Source organism: Mycobacterium gordonae (assembly GCF_002101675.1).
GTDB lineage: Bacteria > Actinomycetota > Actinomycetes > Mycobacteriales > Mycobacteriaceae > Mycobacterium > Mycobacterium gordonae.
In genome coordinates, this window is sequence record NZ_LQOY01000019.1 from 1 (window position 1) to 21,751 (window position 21,751).

Genomic DNA, 21,751 nt, shown 5'->3' on the forward strand with positions numbered 1-21,751 from the left:
GCCGGCGGATGCGGGTAACCACTTGGCATTGCAACTCCTAAGATCCATGTTGTTGCAATGACCGTATGAATTTGCCGGCGGTTTTTTCGCACTGTGTTCACGCTCGGCGAGAGCCGAGCCGCCGGGGTCCAGCTAAGCGGGGTTGCGGCCGGTGAACGCGATCAGCCGCGTCAGCGGGTCGGCGTCGTCGGGCACCGAGACCGGGTCGTCGAATCCGGCCGGGCCGCGTTGTTCCGGCTTGATTACCTTCTGCGCCCATCCCAGTACGTATTCGGCCAGTGAATCCGGGGCGTCGACGTCGTGTCCGACGGCGCGGGCGTAATCCCAGGCGTGCACCAAGAATTCGATGGAAAAAACGGCGACGGCCACCCGGGCTGGCATCGAGCCCGATCCGAATGCGACCTCACCGTCCAGACCTCGCTTGTGCCAGGCATCCAACGCCTGCCTCGCGGCGGTGACCACCAGCTGTTCCACCGAATCGGTGTCGGGGTGCACGTCGAACTCCGCACCGGCCATGCCGCCCAGGCTGGTGATCGAATTCACCAGGTGCCCGGTCAGGTCCTTGACGTTGTACTCCGAGCATGGCGTCTGCTTCGACTTGTCCGAGCCGGCGACGGTGTGTAGCACCTGCTGCAGCACCCCCAGACTCAGTTCAGCGCTGCGCAGCTCGTCGGTAGGGGGTGATTCGGGGCCGGGTACCAAGTCATCGGGCATACCAGCCACGCTACGGTCTCGATATGGGCGAAACCTACGAATCGGTCACCGTCGAGATCAAGGACCAGGTCGCTCAGGTGACGCTGATCGGCCCGGGCAAGGGCAACGCGATGGGGCCCGCCTTCTGGTCGGAGATGCCGGACGTGTTCGCCACGCTCGACGCCGACCCCGACGTCCGCGCCATCGTGATCACCGGGTCGGGCCGGAACTTCAGCTACGGCCTGGACGTGCCGGCCATGGGCGGGGCGTTCACGCCCCTGCTTTCCGGTGACGCCCTGGCCGGGCCACGCGCCGCCTTCCACCGCGAGGTCAAGCGCATGCAAGCTGCGATCACCGCCATCGCCGACTGCCGAACCCCGACCATCGCCTCGGTGCACGGCTGGTGCATCGGCGGCGGCGTCGACCTGATTTCGGCGGTCGACATCCGCTACGCCAGCGCCGACGCCAAGTTCTCCGTCCGCGAGGTCAAGCTGGCCATCGTCGCCGACGTCGGCAGCCTGGCCCGGCTGCCGCTCATCCTCAACGACGGACACCTGCGCGAACTCGCCTTGACGGGCAAGGACATCGACGCCCAGCGTGCCGAGAAGATCGGCCTGGTCAATGACGTATACGACGACGCCGAGGCCACCTTGGCGGCGGCGCACGCCACCGCCGCCGAGATCGCCGCCAACCCCCCACTGACCGTGCACGGCATCAAGGACGTACTTGACCAGCAGCGCATCTCGGCAGTGTCGGAAAGCCTGCGCTACGTCGCCGCCTGGAATGCGGCGTTCCTCCCGTCCAAGGACCTGACCGAGGGCATCTCGGCGACGTTCGCCAAGCGTCCGCCACAGTTCACCGGCGAGTAGCGCTCAGCCACAGCGCTGCGGCCAGCCACCCCGTCGAGATCAGCAGTCCGGCGAACTCCAGCCACCCGACCGTCGCGCCGGCGCGGTGCCCGGTGTCGACGAGGTGGCTCAACGCGTGCAGCGCCCAGTGCGCGGTGGCGAACGCCAGTGCAGGCACTCGCCAGGACGGCCAGCGCAGCGCCGCCAGCAGCAACAGGCCCAGCGGCAACTCGAACGAGGCGTTGTCGAAAATGTAGTGGTCGTTGCGAACGCCGAACGCGCCGAGGCTGTCGAAGAAGACGCTTGGCGCCACGATCATGAACAACCCGAGGCCAACCGAATAGAACCCGAAGACGAGCAGGATCACCTCGACATAGCGTGCACGGCCTGTCATGGCTTCAAAGTTAGGCTGATCGTTGATGAACTCGACACCCGATGGCCGGATCCGTGTGCCCGCCGACCTGGACGCCGTCACGGCGATCAGCGAAGAAGACCACTCCGAGATCGACGCCGCCGCCGTCGACAAGATCTGGCAGGCGGCCCGGCACTGGTATCAGGCGGGCATGCACCCCGCCATCCAGCTCTGCATCCGGCGCAACGGAAAGGTCGTGCTCAACCGCGCCATCGGCCACGGCTGGGGCAACGCGCCCACCGACGAACCCGACGCCGAGAAGATTGCCGTCACCACCGACACGCCGTTCTGCGTCTACTCGGCGGCCAAGGGCATCACCGCCACCGTGGTGCACATGCTGGTAGAGCAGGGGGTCTTCGCGCTCGACGACCGCGTCTGCGAATACATCCCCAGCTACACCAGCCACGGCAAAGACCGCACGACGATCCGCCATGTACTCACCCACAGTGCAGGCGTCCCGTTCCCCACCGGCCCCAAGCCCGACCTGCGCCGCGCCGACGACCACGAGTACGCGCAGGAACAGCTCGGCAAACTGCGGCCGCTGTACCCGCCGGGACGGCTGCACATGTACCACGCGCTGACCTGGGGACCGCTGATGCGCGAGATCGTCTATGCGGCCGCCGGCAAAGACATCCGGGAGATCCTGGCCGCTGAAATCCTGGACCCGCTGGACTTCAGGTGGACCAATTTCGGCGTTGCGCCCCAGGACATTCCGCTGGTCGCGCCCAGCCACCCGACCGGCAAGCCGCTGCCGCCGGCCATTGCGGCGATTTTCCGCAAGGCGATCGGCGGCACGGTGCACGAGATCATCCCGTACACGAATACCCCGGCGTTCCTGTCCACCGTGGTGCCCTCGTCCAACACCATCTCCACCGCCGACGAACTGTCCCGGTTCGCCGAGATCTGGCGTCGCGGCGGCGAGCTGGACGGTGTGCGCATCATGAGCCCGGAGCGGATGTACGGCGCGGTGCAGGAATGCCGTCGGCTACGGCCCGACGTCGCGGTCGGCCTGATGCCGGCCCGCTGGGGCACCGGGTACATGCTCGGCACCGACCGGTTCGGGCCGTTCGGCCGCAACGCGCCACAGGCGTTCGGCAACCTCGGCCTGGCCAACATCGCGATCTGGGCGGATCCAGCGCGGGGCATGGCCGCCGGATTGATCAGCAGCGGCAAGCCGGGCAAGGATCCGGAGCTCAAGCGCTATAAGGCGTTGATGGACACGATCGCGGCGGCGATCCCGCGCGTCTGAGCGTTTGCCCCCGGACTGCGCGGGCAACCACCGGGGATGGATTCCGAACGCTTCCGAAAACTCCTGGACACGCCCGGCCCGTTCGTGTCGGTGTACTTCGAAGACACGCACAACACACCCGACGCCGACGATCAGCTTGAGCTCCGATGGCGGGCGTTACGTGAGCAGCTGCAGCACGAGGGCGTCGACGACGAGGTGACCACCGAGATCGAGCGCGCGGTGATGGATCTGCGCCCGCCCGTCGGCTGGAGCGGTCGGGGCGTGGTGGCCGGCGCCGATGGCGTCGTCGTCAACGAGCACCTGCTGCGTCCCACCGCGACGACGGTGGTCCGGGTCTCGGATCTGCCCTACATCGTCCCGATCGTCGAACACGGCTTCGTCACGCCCGCCTACCTGCTGGTCGAGGTGGACCACACCGGCGCCGACATCACCATCCACGTCGACGGCGTCCTCGAGACTGAAGTCGTCGACGGTGGCGGCTATCCGGTGCATAAGGCCTCCGGCGCCGAAACCGCCGGATACGGCGACCCTCAGCAACGCACCGATGAAGCCGCGCGAAAGAACATCCGCGCGGTGGCCGACCGGATCGCCGAATTGGTGGACGGGACGAGGGCCGAGGCGGTGTTCGTGGTGGGAGAGGTGCGCTCACGATCGGATTTGATCAAGGCTCTGGCTGAGCGGGTGCAGGAGCGCGCGGTGCCGCTGGAGGTCGGAGCACGCAACAGCGGGCACGACCTCACCGAGGTGCAGGGGCACATCGACACCTGGTTCGCCACACGGCGACTCCGCGAAATCGACGACGCCGCACAGCGTTTCGATGCCGAGAAGGGCAGACAGTCCGGACGCGCCGCCGAGGGTCTGGACGCCGTCTGCTCAGCCCTGCGGCAGGGTGCCGTGGAGACGCTGATCGTCGGCGACATCGGGGACGCCACAGTGGTCGCCGACGAAAGCATGACGACGGTGGCACCGAACGCCAATGCGCTCTCCGAACAGGGCGCCGCCCCTGCCAAGACGCTGCGCGCCGACGAGGCGCTGCCGATGTGGGCGGTATCGGTCGGGGCGGCGCTGGTGCGCACCGACGAGCGGATCGATCCGGCTGACGGTGTCGCCGCGGTGCTGCGGTACGCGCCGACACTGCACTGAGGGCTTTCGGCGTTGAGTCTGCGATCAGGGCGGTCGGTACTCGAACGAAGTCGCCCTGCGCGCAGGATCAACGTCACCACAGAGCGGTGGCGGAGGGATTTGAACCCCCGGACGGTTTTAGCCGTCTCTCGCTTTCAAGGCGAGTGCATTAGGCCGCTCTGCCACGCCACCGCAGATAAGGGTAGCGGTGCTTGTAGCGTGGCCAGCATGCGCGCCATCGTCGCCGAGTCCCCCGAGCAGCTGCTTTGGCAAGACGTTCCCGACGCATCCGCCGGACCGGGTGAAGTACTGATCAAGGTGGCAGCCGCCGGCGTCAATCGCGCCGACGTGCTGCAAGCCGCCGGCAAGTATCCGCCACCGCCGGGCGCCAGCGAGATCATCGGCATGGAGGTCAGTGGGACCATCTCCGACGTTGGTGCCGAGGTCACCGGATGGACTGTCGGACAAGATGTTTGCGCCTTGCTGGCCGGTGGTGGCTACGCCGAGTACGTCGCCGTTCCCGCCGGCCAGGTGATGCCGATTCCCGCGCCGCTGGACGTCGTAGACGCCGCCGGCGTCCCGGAAGTGGCCTGCACGGTCTGGTCGAATCTGGTGATGACGGCGCATCTGGGCCCCGGACAACTGGTGCTGCTGCACGGCGGGGCCAGCGGCATCGGCAGCCACGCGATTCAGGTGGCGCGCGCGTTGGGGGCCCGCGTCGCGGTCACCGCCGGCTCCGCGGAGAAGCTTGAACTGTGCCGGGAGTTGGGCGCTGACATCGCCATCTCCTATCGCGACGAGGACTTCGTCGCGCGGCTGATGCAGGAGACGAAGGGCGCCGACGTCATCCTCGACATCATGGGGGCCGCTTACCTGGACCGCAATATCGACGCGCTGGCCACCGACGGTCAGCTGGTCATCATCGGCATGCAGGGCGGGGTGAAGGCCGAACTGAACATCGGCAAACTCATGGCCAAACGGGCCCGCGTCATCGGCACCACCCTGCGCGCCCGGCCGGTCAGCGGGCCGAACAGCAAAAGCGCCATCGTCGACGCGGTGACGACGTCGGTCTGGCCGATGTTCGCCAGCCAGCGGGTCCGGCCGATCATCGGCAGACGGCTGCCGATCCAGGACGCGGCCGAAGCCCACCGTCTGCTGCAGTCGGGCGAGACGTTCGGGAAGATTTTGCTGACGCTCTAGCGGCTAGGCGGGTCCGCCCGCACCACCACCGCCGCCCGTCCCGCCGTCGCCGGCTGAGCCGCCCACATTGGAAGTGCCGGGGGTCCCGGGCGCGCCGCTGATTCCCGCTCCGCCGGCGCCCCGTTGGCTCCGTCGCCGATCAGCGGGCGGCCTACCAGCGCCCGCGTGGGCGCGTTGAGCACATCGAGCAGCAACTGCTCGACACCGGCGGCATCCGCAGCGGCATAGGACGTCGCGCCGGCCTCCAGGACGTGGATGAACTGCCCCTGCAGGGCACCCACCTGGGCGGTGGCCAGCTGGAAATGTCGACCGTGGGCGCTGAACAAGGCGGCGATGTCCGCCGACACCTCGTCCTGGGCCGCAGCCAGCAATTGGGTTGTCGGGGTCAGGGCGGTGTGAGCGGCCGCATCGACCCCGCCGCGACCGCCGAGAGGTCCGAATGACATCGCTTCCCCTTCCGTTCAGCAAACGCTGACGGAAGGCAGCTGCGCAAAGGTTGACGGATTGTGAAATGGGCTGGTGGTCGAGCCCGCTAGCCCAGTGAAGCCAGCGCCCGCACCAACTGGTCGACCTCGGCCATCGTCGAGTAGTGCGCCAAGCCGACGGTGACCGCGCCGCCGATGTCGTTGACCCCCAGCACGTCGAGAACCCGGGAACTCGCGTTGGCGATGGCCAGGATGCCGTTGTCGGCCAACCGCTGCACCACGCGGTCGGCCGGGACCTCGTTGACGGCGAAGCTGATCACCGGAATCCGTGATTCCGGCCGGCCCAGCATGATGACCAGCGGCAGCGATCGCAGCGAGACCATCAGGTAGTCGTAGATCCGGTTCAGGTACGCCGAAGCCGACTGCATCGATACCGACAGCCGTTCCCGCCTGCTGCCGCGGGCCGACTCATCGAGTGAGGCGAGGTATTCGATGCTGGCGACGACGCCGGCCAGCAATCCGAACTGGTGGCCGCCCACCTCCAGCCGCTCGGGCCCGGTGGCATACGGATTGGTCGAGACCGAGCTGAAGGTGTTGATCAGCGCCGGCTCCCGGAACACCATCGCCCCGATCGGCGGTCCGCCCCAACCCACGGCGTTCACCGCCACTACATCGGCTTCGGTTTCCTTGATGTCCATCAGCCGGTACGGCGCGGCCGCGGAGTGGTCGACCACCACCAGAGCACCCACGTCATGCGCCAGTTTGGTCATGGCCCGCAGATCGGTGACGGCGCCCAAAGTACCCGAGGCCGACGTCACCGCGACCAGCCTCGTGGACTTGTTGATCAAGCTCTCCCACTGCCAGGTCGGCAGCTCCCCGGTCTCGATGTCGACCTCGGCCCACTTGACTTTGGCACCGTAGCGATGCGACGCGCGCAGCCACGGCGCGATGTTGGCCTCGTCGTCCAGGCGGCTGACGACCACCTCATAACCCAGCCCGGCGCGGGCGGACGAGGCCTCGGCCAGCGACGCCAGCAGCACGGCGCGGTCGGCCCCTAGCACGACACCGTTGGGATCGGCGTTGACGAGATCGGCTACCGCCTCGCGCGCCGCCTCCAGCACGGCAGCGCTGCGCCGCGCGGAGGGGTGCGACCCGGCTGTGCTCGCGCCCGACCTGCGGAACGCCGTCGACACGGTGGTCGCCACGGAATCCGGAATGAGCATGCCCGTCGGAGCATCGAAGTGCACCCATCCGTCACCAAGCGACGGGTGCAGTCCGCGCACCCGGGCGACGTCGTAGGCCATGCCAGCCACCTTAGAGCTAACGCAATTTCCACAAATGGGTGTCGGTAGCGGGTGCGCCATAGACGTTCCAGCCGTTACCGGCCTCCCGAGTCAACTCACCCGGGCAGCCATACTAGTCGAGTGAGCTTGTGGTTCGGAACGCTGATCGCATTGGTCGTGCTGATCGCCCCGGGTGCCATCGTCGCACGTATCGCGCAGTTGAGTTGGCCGATCGCCATCGCGGCCGGGCCAGCGCTGACGTACGGCGTAGTGGCACTGGCGATCATCCCTTACGGTGCGCTCGGCATCCCCTGGAACGGTTGGACGGCGCTGGCGGCGCTGGCCGTCGTCTGCCTGCTGACGCTGGTGCTGCAACTGCTGCTTGCCCGCTTCCGGGATAAACAGGCCGAAGCGCGCGCCATGAACCCCGGCCCGGCGATCGTCGTCGCGGCCGGTGTGCTGTTGGGCGCCGTGCTCATCGGGTGGGCCGCCTTCGCCGGTATCCCGCACTGGCAATCGATCCCCAGCACCTGGGACGCGGTGTGGCACGCGAACGAGGTGCGCTGGATCCTCGACGTAGGCCAGGCATCGTCCACCCACATGGGCGAGCTGCGCAACGTGGAGACCCATGCGGTGCTCTACTACCCATCGGTCTTCCACGCGCTGACCGCCGTGTTCTGCCAGTTGACCGGCGCGGCGGCCGCCACCGGCTACACGCTGAACTCCTTGGCTGCGGCGATCTGGCTGTTCCCGGTGAGCGCGGCCGTGCTCACCTGGCGGGCACTACGCACCCACACCACCGAGTGGCGCACCGCGGTCACCGCCGCCACCGCCGCAGCGCTCTCGGCGTCCTTCACCGCCGTGCCGTACGTCGAGTTCGACACGGCCGCGATGCCCAACCTCGCGGCCTACGGGGTCGCTATCCCGGCCATGGCCTTGATCACCTCGACGCTGCAGCATCGCGACCGCATCCCGGTGGCCGTGCTGGGGCTCGTCGGCGTCTTCTCGGTGCACATCACCGGCGGCATCATCACGGTGCTGCTGGTGGGCGCCTGGTGGCTCTTCGAAGCACTCCGGCACCCGGTCCGGGGCCGCGCACGTGACTTCGCCGTACTGGCCGGCGTGGGGATTGCGGCAGGTTTGATCCTGCTGCCGCAGTTCCTGACCGTCACCAAGCAGGAAGACATCATCGCCGGGCACTCATTCCTGACTTACCTCAGCATGAGGCACGGCCTGTTCGACGCGGTGTTCATGCACTCCCGGCATCTCAACGACTTCCCCTATCAGTGGGGGCTGAGCTTCCTGTGCGCTGTCGGCGGCTTCATCATGCTGGTCAAGAAGCTGTGGTGGCCGCTGGCGGTGTGGCTGCTGTTCATCGTGATCAACGTCGACGCGGGCACTCCGCTATGGGGTCCGCTGGGCCGGGTCGCGGGAGCCTTCGGCGAGTTCTTCTACAAGGACCCGCGCCGCATCGCCGCTGCCACAACCCCGTTGTTCAACCTGATGGCGGCGATCGCGCTGGTCACTCTGGTGGCGGGCGCCGTCGCCCTGGCCAAGCGCTTGGTCCAACCCCGCAAGCCCATGCCGTCGCGCGTCTGGGCCACGGCCACCGCGGTGCTGCTGGTCGGTATCAGCGTCGGCCTTGCGGCGCACTACTTCCCGCGGCACCGCTTCCTGTTCGGCGACAAGTACGACTCGATCATCGTCGACCAACGCGACCTCGACGCCATGGCATACCTGGCGAAGCTGCCCGGTGCCCACGACACGATGATCGGCGACTCCAACGTCGACGGCACCTCGTGGATGTACGCGGTGGCGGGTCTGCATCCGTTGTGGACCCACTACGACTACCCGGTGCAGATGGGTCCGGGTTATCACCGCTACATCTTCTGGGCATACGCGAAGAAGGGCGACTCCGATCCGCGGGTAGTGGAGGCGATCAAGGCCCTCAACATTCGCTACGTCCTGGCCAGCGGTCCGACGATCCGGGGGTTCAAAGTTCCCGAAGGACTATATTTTCTGGACAAGTCGCCGTACTGGACCCTGATCTACGACAACGGCGGCGCCCAGATTTACGAGTGGCACGGCGACACTCCGGTGCACCCCTAGACACACACGAGGACGGTGATTGCGTGGGTAACGGCAATGACGACCAGGCCGACGACAGTGACGGCATCGAGGTCATCGGCGGCGTCGATCCGCGTCTGATGGCGTTGCGCGAAGAGGATGATTCAGAAGAGCGCGCTCTGACGGACCTGGTCGAACAGCCGGCGAAGGTGATGCGTATCGGCACCATGATCAAGCAGCTGCTCGAAGAGGTGCGCGCCGCGCCGCTGGACGAAGCCAGCCGCACCCGGCTCCGCGACATCCACGCCACCAGCATTCGCGAACTCGAAGAGGGCCTGGCACCGGAACTGCGGGAAGAACTGGAACGACTCACCCTGCCCTTCAACGAGGACACCGCACCGTCGGACGCCGAGTTGCGGATCGCCCAAGCGCAACTGGTCGGCTGGCTCGAGGGGCTCTTCCACGGCATCCAGACCGCGCTGTTCGCTCAGCAGATGGCAGCCCGGGCCCAGCTGGAGCAGATGCGGCAGGGCGCGCTGCCGCCGGGGATCGGCAAGCCGGGCCCGCACGGGCACGGCACCGGACAGTACCTGTAAGCCGTGTCGAGCGGTCCCCACATCGAGACCCGCGACGCGTGGGTCGAGTTCCCGATCTTCGACGCCAAGTCGCGGTCGCTGAAGAAGGCCTTCCTCGGCAAGGCCGGCGGCGCGATCGGCCGCAACGCCTCCAATGTGGTGGTCATCGAGGCGTTGCGCGACATCACCATGTCGCTGGAGCTCGGCGACCGCGTCGGGCTGGTGGGCCACAACGGCGCCGGCAAATCAACTCTGCTGCGGCTGCTTTCAGGTATCTACGAGCCGACGCGCGGGTGGGCGAAGGTGACCGGCCGGGTGGCGCCCGTGTTCGACCTCGGCATCGGCATGGACCCCGAGATCTCCGGCTACGAGAACATCATCATCCGGGGCCTGTTTCTCGGGCAGACCCGCAAGCAGATGCTGGCCAAGGTCGACGAGATCGCCGAGTTCACCGAGTTGGGCGACTACCTGTCGATGCCGCTGCGCACCTACTCCACCGGCATGCGGGTGCGGCTGGCGATGGGCGTGGTCACCAGCATCGATCCGGAGATCCTGCTGCTCGACGAGGGCATCGGCGCGGTGGACGCCGAGTTCTTGAAGAAGGCGCAGTCGCGGCTGCAGAGCCTGGTGGAACGCTCCGGGATCCTGGTTTTCGCCAGCCACTCCAACGAATTCCTGGCCCGGCTTTGCAAGACGGCGATGTGGATCGACCACGGCGTGATCCGCCAGAGCGGCGGGATCGAAGACGTGGTCCGCGCCTACGAGGGCGACGACGCGGCCCGGCACGTTCGCGAAGTACTCGCCGAGACCGCGCGTGAGTGATTACGTCTTCGCCGTCGTGGTGACCCACCGGCGCCCCGAGGAACTTGCCCGCTCGCTGGAGATGCTGTCCACCCAGACCCGACCCCCGGACCGGCTCATCGTCATCGACAACGACGACACCGGTGACAGCCGGGTGCATTATCTGGTTGCGGCACAAGAGGTTCCGTCGATCTATCTGAACTCACGGCGGAACCTGGGCGGCGCCGGCGGTTTCGCCCTGGGCATGCTGCTGGCACTGGCGCACGGGGCGGACTGGATCTGGCTGGCCGACGACGACGGGCGCGCCGCGGACACCGACGTACTGGCGACGCTGATGGCCTGTGCCGAGAAGCACGGCCTGGCCGAGGTGTCCCCGATGGTCTGCAACATCGACGACCCCGAGGCACTGGCGTTTCCGCTGCGCCGCGGACTGGTGTGGCGGCGGCGGGTCAGCGAACTGCGCACCGAGACAAACCAGGATCTGCTGCCCGGCATCGCGTCACTGTTCAACGGCGCACTGTTCCGCGCGTCGACGCTGGAGGCCGTCGGGGTCCCGGATCTGCGGCTGTTCATCCGCGGCGACGAGGTGGAGATGCACCGGCGGCTGGTGCGCTCCGATCTGCCGTTCGGAACCTGTCTGGATGCGGTGTATCTGCATCCGTGCGGCTCGGAGGAGTTCAAGCCGATTCTGGGCGGGCGCATGCACACGCAGTACCCCGACGACACCAGCAAGCGGTTCTTCACCTACCGCAACCGCGGTTACGTGCTGTCCCAGCCGGGGCTGCGCAAGTTGCTGTTCCAGGAATGGGTGCGGTTCGGCTGGTTCTTCCTGGTGACCCGCCGCGACCCCAAGGGGCTGTTGGAGTGGGTGCGGCTGCGCCGGCTGGGACGGCAGGAGAAGTTCGCACGGCCGGGAGGTTCGCGATGACGTTCGTTGACGCTGCAGCCGAATCCAAGACGTTCGCCCGAGCGTGGGGCGATCTCACCGCCGGGTTTCGGCGGCACGAACTGTGGCTGCACCTGGGCTGGCAGGACATCAAACAGCGCTATCGCCGTTCGGTGCTGGGACCGTTCTGGATCACGATCGCAACGGGGACCACCGCCGTGGCGATGGGCGGGCTGTACTCCAAGCTGTTCCATCTCGACCTGTCCGAGCACCTGCCCTACGTCACGCTCGGATTGATCGTGTGGAACCTGATCAACGCCGCCATTCTGGAAGGCGCCGACGTCTTCGTGCACAACGAGGGCCTGATCAAGCAACTGCCGACGCCGCTGAGCGTGCACGTCTACCGGCTGGTGTGGCGGCAGATGATCCTGTTCGCGCACAACATCGTGATCTACCTCGTCATCGCGATCATCTATCCCAAGCCGTGGTCCTGGGCGGACCTGTCGGTGCTGCCCGCGCTGGCGCTGATCATGCTCAATTGCATCTGGGTGTCGCTGTGCTTCGGCATCCTGGCCACCCGCTACCGCGACATCGGGCCGCTGCTCAATTCGGTGGTGCAGTTGCTGTTCTTCATGACGCCGATCATCTGGAACGACAACACACTGCGGCAGCAGGGCGCCGGGCGCTGGTCGAAGATCGTCGAACTCAACCCGCTGCTGCACTATCTGGACATCGTCCGCGCGCCGCTGCTTGGCGCGCCGCAGGAATTGCGGCACTGGGCGGTGGTCGTGGTGCTGACGATCGTCGGCTGGGTGATGGCGGCGTTCGCGATGCGCCAGTATCGCGCTCGCGTGCCGTACTGGGTTTAGCCGTAACTCCGCCCGCCTGACGCGGTTGACAATTCGGTCCATTTAGCGAACGCGTTGTACCGGGCGGGATACGATCGGCCGTCGATCGCTGCTGCGGATGCGGTTGGCCTGCGCCCGTTCTTGGGAGGTTCCCCTTGTCGTTCCTCGCCGCGTCTCCCGACCTACTCGCCGCCACGGCAAACCAACTGGCGCACATCGGTTCTGCGCTGCGTGCCGCGAACGCATCCGCGGCAGCCCCCACTACCGGCGTGCTGGCGGCGGCGGCCGATGAGATCTCCCAGGAGATCGCGACGGTGTTCGGCGCCCATGCTCACGGATACCAAGCGATCAGCGCCCGGGCGGCCACATTCCATCAACAATTCCTGCAGGCTCTCAACGATGCGGGTGTTTCCTACGCGGGCGCCGAGGCGGCTAACGCCTCGCCCTTGCAGATCGTGGAGCAGGGGGTGCTCGGCGTCATCAATGCGCCGACCCAGACCTTGCTGGGCCGGCCGCTGATCGGAAACGGTGCCGCCGGTGGGACGGTCAACGGCATCGGCCAGCCCGGCGGTGCCGGCGGTCTGCTGTTCGGTGATGGCGGCCCGGGCGGGGCCAGCACCGTTGCGGGCGCGGCCGGCGGTGTCGGTGGCAGCGCAGGATTACTCGGTAATGGCGGCGCCGGTGGTCAGGGCGGTGCGGGCGGCAACGGTGGGGTCGGCGGCACGGGCGGCCTGTTGTATGGCAGCGGTGGTGGCGGCGGTATCGGTGGGGCGGCCCTGGCCGGCATCAACGGCGGCAATGCCGGGCGTGGCGGCGACGGCGGCAGTGCCATCTGGTTCGGCAACGGGGGCAGCGGTGGGCAGGGCGGCACCGGGCTCGCAGGGACGAATGGGATCAATCCGATTTCCACCGGGACCTCAGCGGCGCAGGGAAATGCCGGGGCGGAGAACAATGTGTCCGGCCCAGGTTTCGTGCAGGCCAGCAGTGGCACGGGTGGCACGGGGGCCGCGGGTGGCCCGGGCGTGGCCGGCGGCACCGGGGGTGATGGCGGCTTGGCTCGGGCGGGTGGCGAAGGCACCGGAGCAAACGTGCCCATCGCTTCGGGCGGTCCCGGCGGCAACGGAGGCGCCGCAGGTGCCGGCGCGACTGGTGGTGCCGGGGGCAACGGCGGCAATGCGTGGGTCTCTGACTCGACAGGCACCGGCGGTTATGCGGGAGCATTCGCGGGCAACGGCGGATTCGGTGCGCCCGGCGGGGCAACCGGCGGCGCCGGCGGTGCCGGCGGCAACGGTGGTGCGGCATTAGCCCAAGTCAGCAACTACTACGCCGACGCCTACGGCGGCAAGGGTGGTGCCGGCGGTGTCGGCGCGACCGGTGCCGCAGGCGGCGCGGGCGGAACAGGAGGCGGCGGCGGGAACGGCGGTCACGGCGGGCTTCTCGTCGGCAACGGCGGCATCGGCGGTGCGGGGGGAACCGGCGGCGGCGGCGGTATCGGTGACACCGGCGGTGCCGGTGGAGCCGGTGGCACCGGCGGAAGCAGCACGGGCAGCAGCAACCCTCATCCCGGCGATGGAGGCGCTGGTGGCGACGGGGCCGACGGCGGTGTCGGCGGAGACGGCGGCGCCGGTGGGACCGGCGGCCAAGGCGGCGGCGGGGGGCTACTGATGGGCTCTGGCGGTGTCGGCGGCGCAGGCGGCTTGGGTGGCGCTGGTGGCGGCGGCGGTCAGGGCGGTAACGGTGGGCATGGCGGCGCCAGCGGCGGCACCGGCGGGTCAATCGGCCTAGGGGGCGATGCGGGAGACGGCGGCAGTGGCGGCGCCGCCGGAGCCGGTGGCAGCGGCGGCAGCGGCGGCGCCAGTGGCGTCCTCGGCGGTGGACCCGGGGCGAGCGGCGCCGTCGGCGGCTCCGGCGCCGCGGGGGCCAAGGGTCCCGGCGGCACACCCGGCTAGGCCGCCCGCCGGCCGGTAGGTTGGCGCAATGAGCGTTCCGGGCCCCGACAAAGTCGACGCCAGCTTGCTGACCGGGGTCTCAGAGACAGCCTTGTTCACTCTCCGCGGCAGGGCTCACCAGGCCGCTCTGCCGGACGCGATCATCGACGACCCGATGGCGATCAAGCTCGTCGAGTCCATCGACTTCGATTTCGCCAAGTTCGGTCGCCGCAACGGCCAGGAGATGGCGCTGCGCGCCTTGGCTGTCGACAAGTGCGCGCTGGCGTATCTCGCCGACCATCCCAAGGCTACCGTCGTCGCGCTCGCCGAAGGTTTCCAGACCAGCTTCTGGCGACTGAGCAGCACCGTGCCCGATCCCGAATTCCACTGGGTGTCAATTGATTTGCCACCGGTGATCGAGCTGCGACGACGGCTGCTCCCGCGTTCGCCGCGGATCACCGAGATCGCGCAGTCCGCGCTCGACTACAGCTGGATGGATCAGATCGATACCTGCGACGGCGTGTTCATCACCGCCGAGGGGCTGCTGATGTACCTGCAGCCGGCCGAGTCGATGGGACTGATCACACAGTGCGCCAAGCGATTCAGCGGCGGCGAGATGTTCTTCGACGTACCGCCGACCATCGTCAAGAAGGTGGCACGCAAGGGGATGCGTTCATCCAAGCACTATCGCGTGCCGCCGATGCCATTCAGCCTCTCCCCACGCCAACTGGCCGACCTCGCGCACACCGTCCCCGGCATCCGCGCGGTGCACGACGTGCCGATACCCGCCGGACGCGGCTGGTTCTTCGGGCGTGCCTATCCCGCGCTGTGGCAGTTCCCGCCGCTCAAGGAGTTCCGCGGCGCCTACACTCTGCTCGAATTCGGTTGACGCTCAGCGGGTTTCCCGGGTAACCACCAGCTCGTCGTTGCCGGTGGCCCAGGCGCGCTGGAAGACCTCGAGTGACACCACCTCGTCGGCGCGGGTTCCGCTGTCGTTGAGATGGACCGTGCCGTTGGCGAGGTCGACGCCGGTGACGACGACGGCGTGGTCGCTCATCGGGTTGCCGCGGTTGTCTTTCGTCTGAATCGGCAGGCCCCAGATCATCTCGGCGTTGACCCCGGCGATCACTTTGTGGCCGTCGGCCAGGTAGCGCTCCAGGGCCTCCATGCCGGAATCGAGGCCGGTGGCGGGAGCCTCGTCCTGGCTGGTGGCTACCCCGTAGATGCCGTATTGCGCCAGCAACACCGGAATGTCGCCCGGGTCGGTGCCGTTGCCCGCGCTGTACGTCGGCCCGGGGTGGACGCGACTGCGCAGTTGCTGTGCCACGGCGATGATCTCGTTCTCGGACGGCTGGCGACCGGTCAGCTCACCGATCACGTCCGCGGCCGCCATCAGAGCGCAGTCGTCGAAGGACTGCTTGCGCCAGTACTGGCCGGCCGCAGCCGGGTCGCCGTACATCTGACGCGCCTCGCTGCGCGGCGCGGATGCGGCGGCGTGGGCCAGCCCGGTCGCCAGGCCCAGCGTCACAGCGACGCCGGCGATGGCCAGGGTCAGCTTGAGGGCGGAGCCGCGAACGTTCTTGATGGTGCGCATGAGAGAAGGCTCGGGCGCCGGTCTATTGAGAAGCTTTGCAAATTCTTGGGGCTCTCCCCCGATAGGAGGAGCGAACTTCATCCCGCACATGGTCCAGCTGACCGAGGCGCGTGCGGTGCCAGGTGACCGAAGGTGGGAGCCGGAGCAATCGGCTCGGCAACCAACTCGCGTCGAGGGGACCACGCTATGTCGTTCATGTTGGCCAGTCCGGAAGCACTGGCGGGTGCAGCAGCGGAACTGGAAAACGTCGGTGCGTCCGTGAGATCGGCGAACGCGGCGGCGGCGGCCCGGACGACGGCACTCGCGGTGGCGGCGGCCGACGAGGTCTCGGAGCACATCGCCGCGATCTTCAGTGCCCATGGCCGGGCCTACCAGGTGCTCAGCGGGCAGGCTGCGGAGTTCCACCGCCGTTTCGTCGAAACGCTGAATACGAGTGGCCAGTCGTACGCACGTGCCGAGGCGACGAATACCTCGCCGCTACAGACCCTTGAGCAGACGGCGTCCAGCGTCGTCAATGCTCCCACCCAGACTCTGCTGGGACGGCCGCTGATCGGCAACGGCACCGACGGGACCGCCCCCGGCCAAGCCGGCGGCGCGGGCGGGCTGTTGTACGGCAACGGCGGTGCCGGCGCCGCGGGCGCAGCGGGTCAAGCCGGCGGGGCCGGCGGCTCGGCCGGCCTGTGGGGTCAGGGCGGAGCCGGTGGAGCGGGCGGCGCGGGAGCGGTGGGCGGCAACGGCGGAAACGGTGGTCTGCTGTGCGGCGGTGGTGGCGCCGGCGGCATCGGCGGAGCGGGTGCCGCGGGCGGACTCGGCGGCAACGCCGTCCTCATCGGTAACGGCGGCGACGGCGGAGCGGGCGGCCACGCCTCGGCTGGCATCAACGGCGGTAACGCCGGGCGAGGCGGCGACGGCGGCTACGCCGGTCTGTGGGGCGACGGCGGCAACGGCGGACAGGGCGGTGCCGGAACAACAGGCGCGAATGGAGCCAATCCCGCCACCAACGGGGCCACGGCGCCGACCGGAACGCCCGGCACCTCCAGCGCGGTGACCACCAACAACGACGCGTTCGCCACGGGCTCCACCGGCGGCACCGGCGGCACCGGGGGTGCGGGCTGGGCCGGTGGCACCGGCGGTCAGGGCGGCAACGCCGCAGCCACCAGCACCGACCCGACCGGTCAGAACACCATCACCGCCACGGCCGGTCAGGGCGGCCACGGGGGCACCGCCGGAGCCGGCGGCGCAGGCGGGGCGGGCGGCGCGGGCGGCAACGCGTTCGCGACGAGCAGCAACACCAGCAGCTACCCCAGCACTGTGACGGCCACCGGCGGCAACGGCGGGGACGGCGCCGCGGGTGGGGCGCCCGGCGGCGCGGGCGGCGCCGGCGGAGCCGGCGGCCTCAACAACGCGGGCGGTGGCTCCGCCGCCGGCCTCGGCGGCCACGGCGGTGCCGGCGGGGCCGCGGCGTTGGTCTACGGCAACGGCGGCGCCGGGGGCGCCGGGGGCGCGGGCGGACAGAACTCGGCCAGTGGAGTCGCTGGTGCCGCTGGCAACGGTGCAGCAGGCGGCAATGCGGGGCTGATCGGCGCCGGCGGGCACGGCGGAGCCGGCGGGGCCGGAGGGAACCAAACCGGTGGTCAAGGCCACGGCGCCGCCGGCGGCCAGGGCGGGGCCGGCGGCACCGGTGGTTGGGTGTACGGCAACGGCGGAGACGGCGGGGCCGGCGGGGCCGGCGGGGCAAACACTAACGGCGGCACCAATAGCACCGGCGGCGCAGCTGGGCACGGTGGGGCCGGTGGAAGCGCGCGGCTGATCGGTGCGGGGGGTCAAGGCGGCAGCGGCGGCGCCGGCGGAAACACCGCCGGACTGGAATCCGGTGCGACCGGTGGCGCCGGCGGGAACGGCGCAGTCGGCGGGAACGGCGGGTCGCTGTTCGGCAATGCCGGCGCCGGTGGGAACGGCGGGGCTGGCGGCAGCAACACGCAAACAAATAGCGGCAGCAACCACAACGGTGTTGCCGGCGGCGGCGGAGGCAAGGGCGGTGCTGGGGCCAACGGCGGCAACGCCGGGCTATTCGGCAACGGCGGAAACGCGGGCAGCGGCGGTGCCGGCGGTGGCGGCGGCATCGGCCAATTGGGCACCAAGGGCACTGGTGTGACTCAAGGCGGCGTCGGCGGTGCCGGTGGCGCGGGTGGCGCAGGCGGTGCCGGTGGTTCCGGCGGTCAGAGCGGGCAATTTATCGGCAACGGCGGAAGCGCAGGCGGCGGTGGCACCGGCGGCACCGGCGGCAAAGGCGGTAACGGCGGCATCAACGGCGGCGCCGGGGGCGGCAACGGCGGCACCGGCGGGGTGGGCGGAGCCGGTGGCAGCGGCGGCACCGGCGCCAATGCCACGCTGCTCGGACAGGGTGGCAGCGCCGGAGCCGCCGGCAGCGGCGGCAAGGGCGGGGTCGGGGGGAACGGCATAGCTGCAACTGTCAGCAGCGGTGCAACGGGTGCCACCGGTGGCAACGGCGGCCAAGGCGGCGCCACCGGCACGCCCGGCGCCGCAGGCACCGGTCTGTTCGGCGCGGGCACTGCGGGCAGCACCGGCGCCGGCGGTACCGGCGGTCTCGGTGGCAATGGCGGGAACGGCGGGAGCGGCGTCAATGCCGCGAACAGCAGCCAAACCGGCGGCAGCGGGGGCTTCGGCGGGGCCGGCGGGCAGGGCGGTCAAGGTGGCGCCGGCAACGGCGGCACCAACGGCTCCGGCGGGGTCGGCGGTACCGGAGGCGTCGGCGGCAAGGGCGGCACGGGTTGGACCGATACCGGCACCGGCGCCACCGACGGCGGCACCGGCGGTCAGGGCGGCGCAGCCGGCGCAGGCGGCCTGGCCGGCACCGGCGGCACAGGTGGCAGCGACGGAGCCCACGGCACCGGCGGCAAAGGCGGCCAGGGCGGCACCGGCGGCACCGGCGCCCAAGGCGCCGCCGCTATCAGCAACATCGAGACCGGCGGCAAGGGCAGCGACGGCGCGGCAGGCGGCCAAGGCGGGCAGGGCGGCTCCTCCGGCAAGGGCGGGACCAGCGGCTCCGGCGGGACCGGCGGCACCGGCGGACAAGGCGGGCAGGGCGGCACCGGCTGGGCCGACGACGGCACCAACGACGCGACCGACGGCGGCACCGGCGGCAGCGGCGGCAAGGCCGGCCTAGGTGGCCTCGCCGGCACCGGTGGCGACATCGCGGGCAGCGCCGGCGCCAACGGCACCGGCGGGGCCGGCGGCAAAGGCGGCACGGGCGGCGCAGGGGCCACCGGCGCGGCCGGCAGCAGCGACGGGGATCCCGGCCTCGGCGGCGGCAATGGCGCCAAGGGCGGCACCGGCGGGGCTGGCGGAGCCGGCATCGGTGGCACCGGTGGTGGCGCCGGCGGCCAAGGCGGCGCCGGTGGTGCCGGCGGCGGTGGCGGCACCGGCGCTGACGGCACCGTGAACAACGGCGGCACCGGTGGTAACGGCGGCACCGGGGGGGCGGGCGGCACCGGCGGAGTAGGTACCGACGGCGGCGCTAGCGGTCTCGGCGGCACCGGCGGCGCTGGTGGTGCCGGCGGCGGCGGCGGCCAGGGCCAGGGCGCGGGCGGGAATCACTTCGGCGGCCAGGGTGGCAACGGTGGCCGAGGCGGGGCCGGCGGCGACGGTGGCAACTCCAGCGGCACCGCAACCAACGGCAGCGGTGGCACCGGCGGCAAGGGCGGCGCCGGCGGCGACGGTGGCAGCACATCGTCCACCTTCGACAACATTTACGGCGGCGGCGGTGGCGGCGGCGGCGCCGGCGGCGGCGGTGGCAATGTCGGCACCGGCGGTACCGGCGGCGCAGGGGGTGGCGGCGCCACCGGCGGCACCGGCGGCAAGGGCGGCACCGCCACAAACACCAACGCACCGTCTTCGGTGGGATATGGCGGCTCCGGTGGCACCGGCGGCGGGGGTGCCGCCGCCACCGGCGGCGCCGGCGGCACAGGCGGGGCCGGCGGCACTGGCGGCGCGGGCGGACCCGGCTATGGCTTCGCCCCCCCGTTCCAGGCTCCGTCGGGCAATCCGGGTAACCCTGGCTTGAAGGGTGCCGACGGTGCCAATGGCCGTCCGGGTTAGCCCTGGCCGCTGTCATCCAATTCGGTCCACTTTTCCTTGGAGATCACCATGACCAATTTTGCTGTGTTGCCGCCGGAGATCAATTCGTGGCGGATGTTTGCCGGTGCCGGTTCCGCGCCGATGCTGCAGGCCGCGGTGGCCTGGGAGGGGCTGTCCGCGGAGTTGGAGTCGGCCGCCCACGCGTTTACCGCGGTGACCGCGGGGTTGACGGGCCAGGCGTGGCAGGGGTCGGCGGCGGCGGCGATGGCGGCCGCCGCGGCACCCTATCAGCGGTTCTTGAGCGCAGCCACGGCTCAGGCGGCCGCGGCGGCCGGACAAGCCAAGTCTGTCGCTTCGGCGTTCGAGGCGGCCCGCGCGGCGACCATTCCTCCGGCGGCGGTGGCGGCCAACCGAAACGCGTTCGTGCAGTTGGTGATGACGAACCTGTTCGGCCAGAACGCGCCCGCGATCGCGGCGGCGGAAGGCATCTATGAGCAGATGTGGACCCAAGACGTGGCCGCCATGCTCGGATACCATTCGGGGGCCTCGGCGGCGGCGGCCCAGCTGGTCTCGCTGCCCAGCAATCTGCAGCAGCTGCTGCAGGGCCTGCCCAGCCTGGGCGTGGGCAATAAGGGCAACGCCAACGTCGGCAGCGGCAACACGGGCAGCGGCAACGTCGGGGAAGGGAACCGAGGCAGTTCCAATCTGGGCGGCGGCAATATCGGCAACGACAACATCGGCAACGGCAACCTGGGCAACGGCAACGTCGGCATTGGGAACTTTCGCAACGGCAACATCGGCCTAGGAAACATCGGCAGAATCGCCACCAGCGCGGACCCGGGCCACAACATCGGCATGGGCAACCGCGGCAACAACAACATCGGCTTCGGAAACAACGGTGAAGCCAATACCGGCGGCGGGAACGTCGGCAATGCGAACATCGGCGGTGGCAATACCGGTAACAACAATTTCGGTTTCGGCAACACCGGCAACAACAACATCGGCATCGGCCTCACCGGCAACAATCAGGTGGGCATCAACCTGGCCGGTCTGCTGAATTCGGGCTCCGGCAACATCGGCATCGGCAACTCCGGCACCAATAACATCGGCTTCTTCAATTCGGGTGATCACAACGTCGGCATTTTCAACACCGGCATCAACCCCCTGCAGCCAGGCCAGCTGAACAGCATCGGTTTCGGCAACTCGGGCTACGGCAACATCGGCATCGGAAACGCCGGTTTGCTGAACACCGGCATCGGCAACGCGGGAATATTGAACACCGGCTTCGGCAACTCGGGCAGCGAGAACACCGGCTTCGGCAACGCAGGCTCATACAACACCGGCTTCTGGAATTCCGGTGACACCAACACCGGCAGCGGCAATTCGGGGAACGTCAACACCGGTTCGTGGCATTCGGGCAACGTCAACACCGGCTTCGGCGCAACCACCAACACCGGCCTGGTCAATTCCGGCTTCGGCAACGCGGGAAGCTCCATTTCCGGGTTCGGTAACGCCGCCGTCGGCAGCAACGCAGCGAACATTTCCGGCTTCGGCAACACCGCCAGCGGCCACCCGTTGGCCAACGGCCGCCTGTCCGGCTTCGGGAACACCGGCATACCAGGCCCCCTCAGCTCCGCCACCACCAGCGGATTAGGCTCGGGCTTTTTCAATGTGGGCACCGGCCTGTCCGGATTGTTCAGCATCCGTCGACAATTGCCGTGA

General features: G+C 69.4%; 18 protein-coding genes and 1 tRNA gene. 13 read left to right on the plus strand and 6 right to left on the minus strand.

The genetic code is table 11. From position 1 onward, the window contains the following. Positions 1-132: 132 nt before the first annotated feature. Positions 133-714 (minus strand): TIGR03086 family metal-binding protein, encoded by a 582-nt coding sequence (locus tag AWC08_RS03165; RefSeq protein WP_069435026.1) that lies wholly within the window; start codon positions 712-714, stop codon positions 133-135. Between the two features lie 23 nt (positions 715-737). Between AWC08_RS03165 and AWC08_RS03170 the strand changes: the two genes are divergently transcribed. After that, complete coding sequence (locus tag AWC08_RS03170; RefSeq protein WP_069435027.1) at positions 738-1,562, plus strand: crotonase/enoyl-CoA hydratase family protein; 825 nt, start codon at positions 738-740, stop codon at positions 1,560-1,562. On the opposite strand, the gene AWC08_RS03175 is transcribed toward AWC08_RS03170, so the two are convergent. Then, entirely contained in the window at positions 1,549-1,935 is a 387-nt protein-coding gene (locus AWC08_RS03175) for a hypothetical protein (protein WP_065137679.1), read from the minus strand. The genes AWC08_RS03170 and AWC08_RS03175 overlap by 14 nt on opposite strands. A 25-nt stretch (positions 1,936-1,960) precedes the next feature. Between AWC08_RS03175 and lipE the strand changes: the two genes are divergently transcribed. Continuing rightward, positions 1,961-3,202, plus strand: a complete 1,242-nt coding sequence (gene lipE, locus AWC08_RS03180; protein WP_069435028.1) for a lipase LipE — start codon at positions 1,961-1,963, stop codon at positions 3,200-3,202. Positions 3,203-3,238: 36 nt separating this feature from the next. Then, on the plus strand, positions 3,239-4,345 hold the full coding sequence (locus AWC08_RS03185) for an Rv2629 family ribosome hibernation factor (protein WP_069435029.1): 1,107 nt from the start codon (positions 3,239-3,241) through the stop codon (positions 4,343-4,345). A gap of 84 nt (positions 4,346-4,429) precedes the next feature. Here AWC08_RS03185 and AWC08_RS03190 read toward each other — a convergent pair. After that, a tRNA-Ser gene (locus AWC08_RS03190) sits at positions 4,430-4,516 on the minus strand. A 36-nt stretch (positions 4,517-4,552) separates the two neighbouring features. On the opposite strand from AWC08_RS03190, the gene AWC08_RS03195 reads away from it, so the two are divergent. After that, positions 4,553-5,524, plus strand: a complete 972-nt coding sequence (locus AWC08_RS03195; protein ID WP_065137690.1) for an NAD(P)H-quinone oxidoreductase — start codon at positions 4,553-4,555, stop codon at positions 5,522-5,524. On the opposite strand, the gene AWC08_RS03200 is transcribed toward AWC08_RS03195, so the two are convergent. Together AWC08_RS03200 and AWC08_RS03205 are read right to left on the minus strand one after the other, a co-directional pair. Further along, positions 5,521-5,970, minus strand: a complete 450-nt coding sequence (locus AWC08_RS03200) for a PE family protein (protein WP_069435030.1) — start codon at positions 5,968-5,970, stop codon at positions 5,521-5,523. The genes AWC08_RS03195 and AWC08_RS03200 overlap by 4 nt on opposite strands. A gap of 86 nt (positions 5,971-6,056) precedes the next feature. Beyond that, positions 6,057-7,253, minus strand: a complete 1,197-nt coding sequence (locus AWC08_RS03205; RefSeq protein WP_069435031.1) for a cysteine desulfurase-like protein — start codon at positions 7,251-7,253, stop codon at positions 6,057-6,059. 120 nt (positions 7,254-7,373) lie between these two features. Between AWC08_RS03205 and AWC08_RS03210 the strand changes: the two genes are divergently transcribed. From AWC08_RS03210 to AWC08_RS03240, 7 genes are all read left to right on the plus strand, one after another. Continuing rightward, positions 7,374-9,341, plus strand: a complete 1,968-nt coding sequence (locus tag AWC08_RS03210; RefSeq protein ID WP_065137683.1) for a DUF6541 family protein — start codon at positions 7,374-7,376, stop codon at positions 9,339-9,341. A gap of 98 nt (positions 9,342-9,439) precedes the next feature. Next, positions 9,440-9,895 carry a bacterial proteasome activator family protein gene (locus AWC08_RS03215; RefSeq protein WP_065137692.1) on the plus strand — a complete coding sequence of 152 codons (456 nt, stop codon included), beginning with the start codon at positions 9,440-9,442 and terminating at the stop codon, positions 9,893-9,895. A 3-nt stretch (positions 9,896-9,898) separates the two neighbouring features. Continuing rightward, positions 9,899-10,696 carry a galactan export ABC transporter ATP-binding subunit Wzt/RfbE gene (wzt, locus tag AWC08_RS03220; RefSeq protein WP_065046581.1) on the plus strand — a complete coding sequence of 266 codons (798 nt, stop codon included), beginning with the start codon at positions 9,899-9,901 and terminating at the stop codon, positions 10,694-10,696. Beyond that, positions 10,689-11,603, plus strand: a complete 915-nt coding sequence (glfT1, locus tag AWC08_RS03225) for a galactofuranosyltransferase GlfT1 (RefSeq protein ID WP_069435032.1) — start codon at positions 10,689-10,691, stop codon at positions 11,601-11,603. The genes wzt and glfT1 overlap by 8 nt, the downstream gene beginning before the upstream one ends. Next, positions 11,600-12,430 carry a galactan export ABC transporter permease subunit Wzm/RfbD gene (gene wzm / locus AWC08_RS03230; protein ID WP_069435033.1) on the plus strand — a complete coding sequence of 277 codons (831 nt, stop codon included), beginning with the start codon at positions 11,600-11,602 and terminating at the stop codon, positions 12,428-12,430. Before glfT1 ends, wzm begins: the two co-directional genes overlap by 4 nt. Before the next feature lie 134 nt (positions 12,431-12,564). Beyond that, positions 12,565-14,358 carry a PE family protein gene (locus AWC08_RS03235; RefSeq protein ID WP_085087365.1) on the plus strand — a complete coding sequence of 598 codons (1,794 nt, stop codon included), beginning with the start codon at positions 12,565-12,567 and terminating at the stop codon, positions 14,356-14,358. Between the two features lie 28 nt (positions 14,359-14,386). Further along, positions 14,387-15,226 carry a class I SAM-dependent methyltransferase gene (locus AWC08_RS03240; protein ID WP_065137687.1) on the plus strand — a complete coding sequence of 280 codons (840 nt, stop codon included), beginning with the start codon at positions 14,387-14,389 and terminating at the stop codon, positions 15,224-15,226. A gap of 3 nt (positions 15,227-15,229) precedes the next feature. On the opposite strand, the gene AWC08_RS03245 is transcribed toward AWC08_RS03240, so the two are convergent. Continuing rightward, the gene (locus AWC08_RS03245) at positions 15,230-15,931 is read right to left on the minus strand and encodes a C39 family peptidase (protein ID WP_065137688.1); all 702 of its coding nucleotides are present in this window, start codon (positions 15,929-15,931) and stop codon (positions 15,230-15,232) included. A gap of 186 nt (positions 15,932-16,117) precedes the next feature. On the opposite strand from AWC08_RS03245, the gene AWC08_RS03250 reads away from it, so the two are divergent. Beyond that, entirely contained in the window at positions 16,118-20,050 is a 3,933-nt protein-coding gene (locus AWC08_RS03250) for a PE family protein (protein ID WP_085087368.1), read from the plus strand. Positions 20,051-20,098: 48 nt separating this feature from the next. Next, a complete protein-coding gene (locus AWC08_RS03255) occupies positions 20,099-21,751 on the plus strand; it encodes a PPE family protein (protein WP_055576978.1) in 1,653 nt (550 codons plus the stop codon).

Excerpts from the sequence above, each read along its gene's own strand:
- AWC08_RS03215 (WP_065137692.1), top strand. The coding sequence starts at position 9,440 with ATGGCGTTGCGCGAAGAGGATGATTCAGAAGAGCGCGCTCTGACGGAC.
- AWC08_RS03245 (WP_065137688.1), bottom strand. The coding sequence starts at position 15,931 with ATGCGCACCATCAAGAACGTTCGCGGCTCCGCCCTCAAGCTGACCCTG.
- AWC08_RS03195 (WP_065137690.1), top strand. The coding sequence starts at position 4,553 with ATGCGCGCCATCGTCGCCGAGTCCCCCGAGCAGCTGCTTTGGCAAGAC.
- AWC08_RS03175 (WP_065137679.1), bottom strand. The coding sequence starts at position 1,935 with ATGACAGGCCGTGCACGCTATGTCGAGGTGATCCTGCTCGTCTTCGGG.
- AWC08_RS03205 (WP_069435031.1), bottom strand. The coding sequence starts at position 7,253 with ATGGCCTACGACGTCGCCCGGGTGCGCGGACTGCACCCGTCGCTTGGT.
- AWC08_RS03185 (WP_069435029.1), top strand. The coding sequence starts at position 3,239 with ATGGATTCCGAACGCTTCCGAAAACTCCTGGACACGCCCGGCCCGTTC.
- AWC08_RS03240 (WP_065137687.1), top strand. The coding sequence starts at position 14,387 with ATGAGCGTTCCGGGCCCCGACAAAGTCGACGCCAGCTTGCTGACCGGG.
- AWC08_RS03255 (WP_055576978.1), top strand. The coding sequence starts at position 20,099 with ATGACCAATTTTGCTGTGTTGCCGCCGGAGATCAATTCGTGGCGGATG.
- AWC08_RS03250 (WP_085087368.1), top strand. The coding sequence starts at position 16,118 with ATGTCGTTCATGTTGGCCAGTCCGGAAGCACTGGCGGGTGCAGCAGCG.
- wzm (WP_069435033.1), top strand. The coding sequence starts at position 11,600 with ATGACGTTCGTTGACGCTGCAGCCGAATCCAAGACGTTCGCCCGAGCG.
- lipE (WP_069435028.1), top strand. The coding sequence starts at position 1,961 with ATGAACTCGACACCCGATGGCCGGATCCGTGTGCCCGCCGACCTGGAC.
- AWC08_RS03165 (WP_069435026.1), bottom strand. The coding sequence starts at position 714 with ATGCCCGATGACTTGGTACCCGGCCCCGAATCACCCCCTACCGACGAG.
- AWC08_RS03200 (WP_069435030.1), bottom strand. The coding sequence starts at position 5,970 with ATGTCATTCGGACCTCTCGGCGGTCGCGGCGGGGTCGATGCGGCCGCT.
- AWC08_RS03170 (WP_069435027.1), top strand. The coding sequence starts at position 738 with ATGGGCGAAACCTACGAATCGGTCACCGTCGAGATCAAGGACCAGGTC.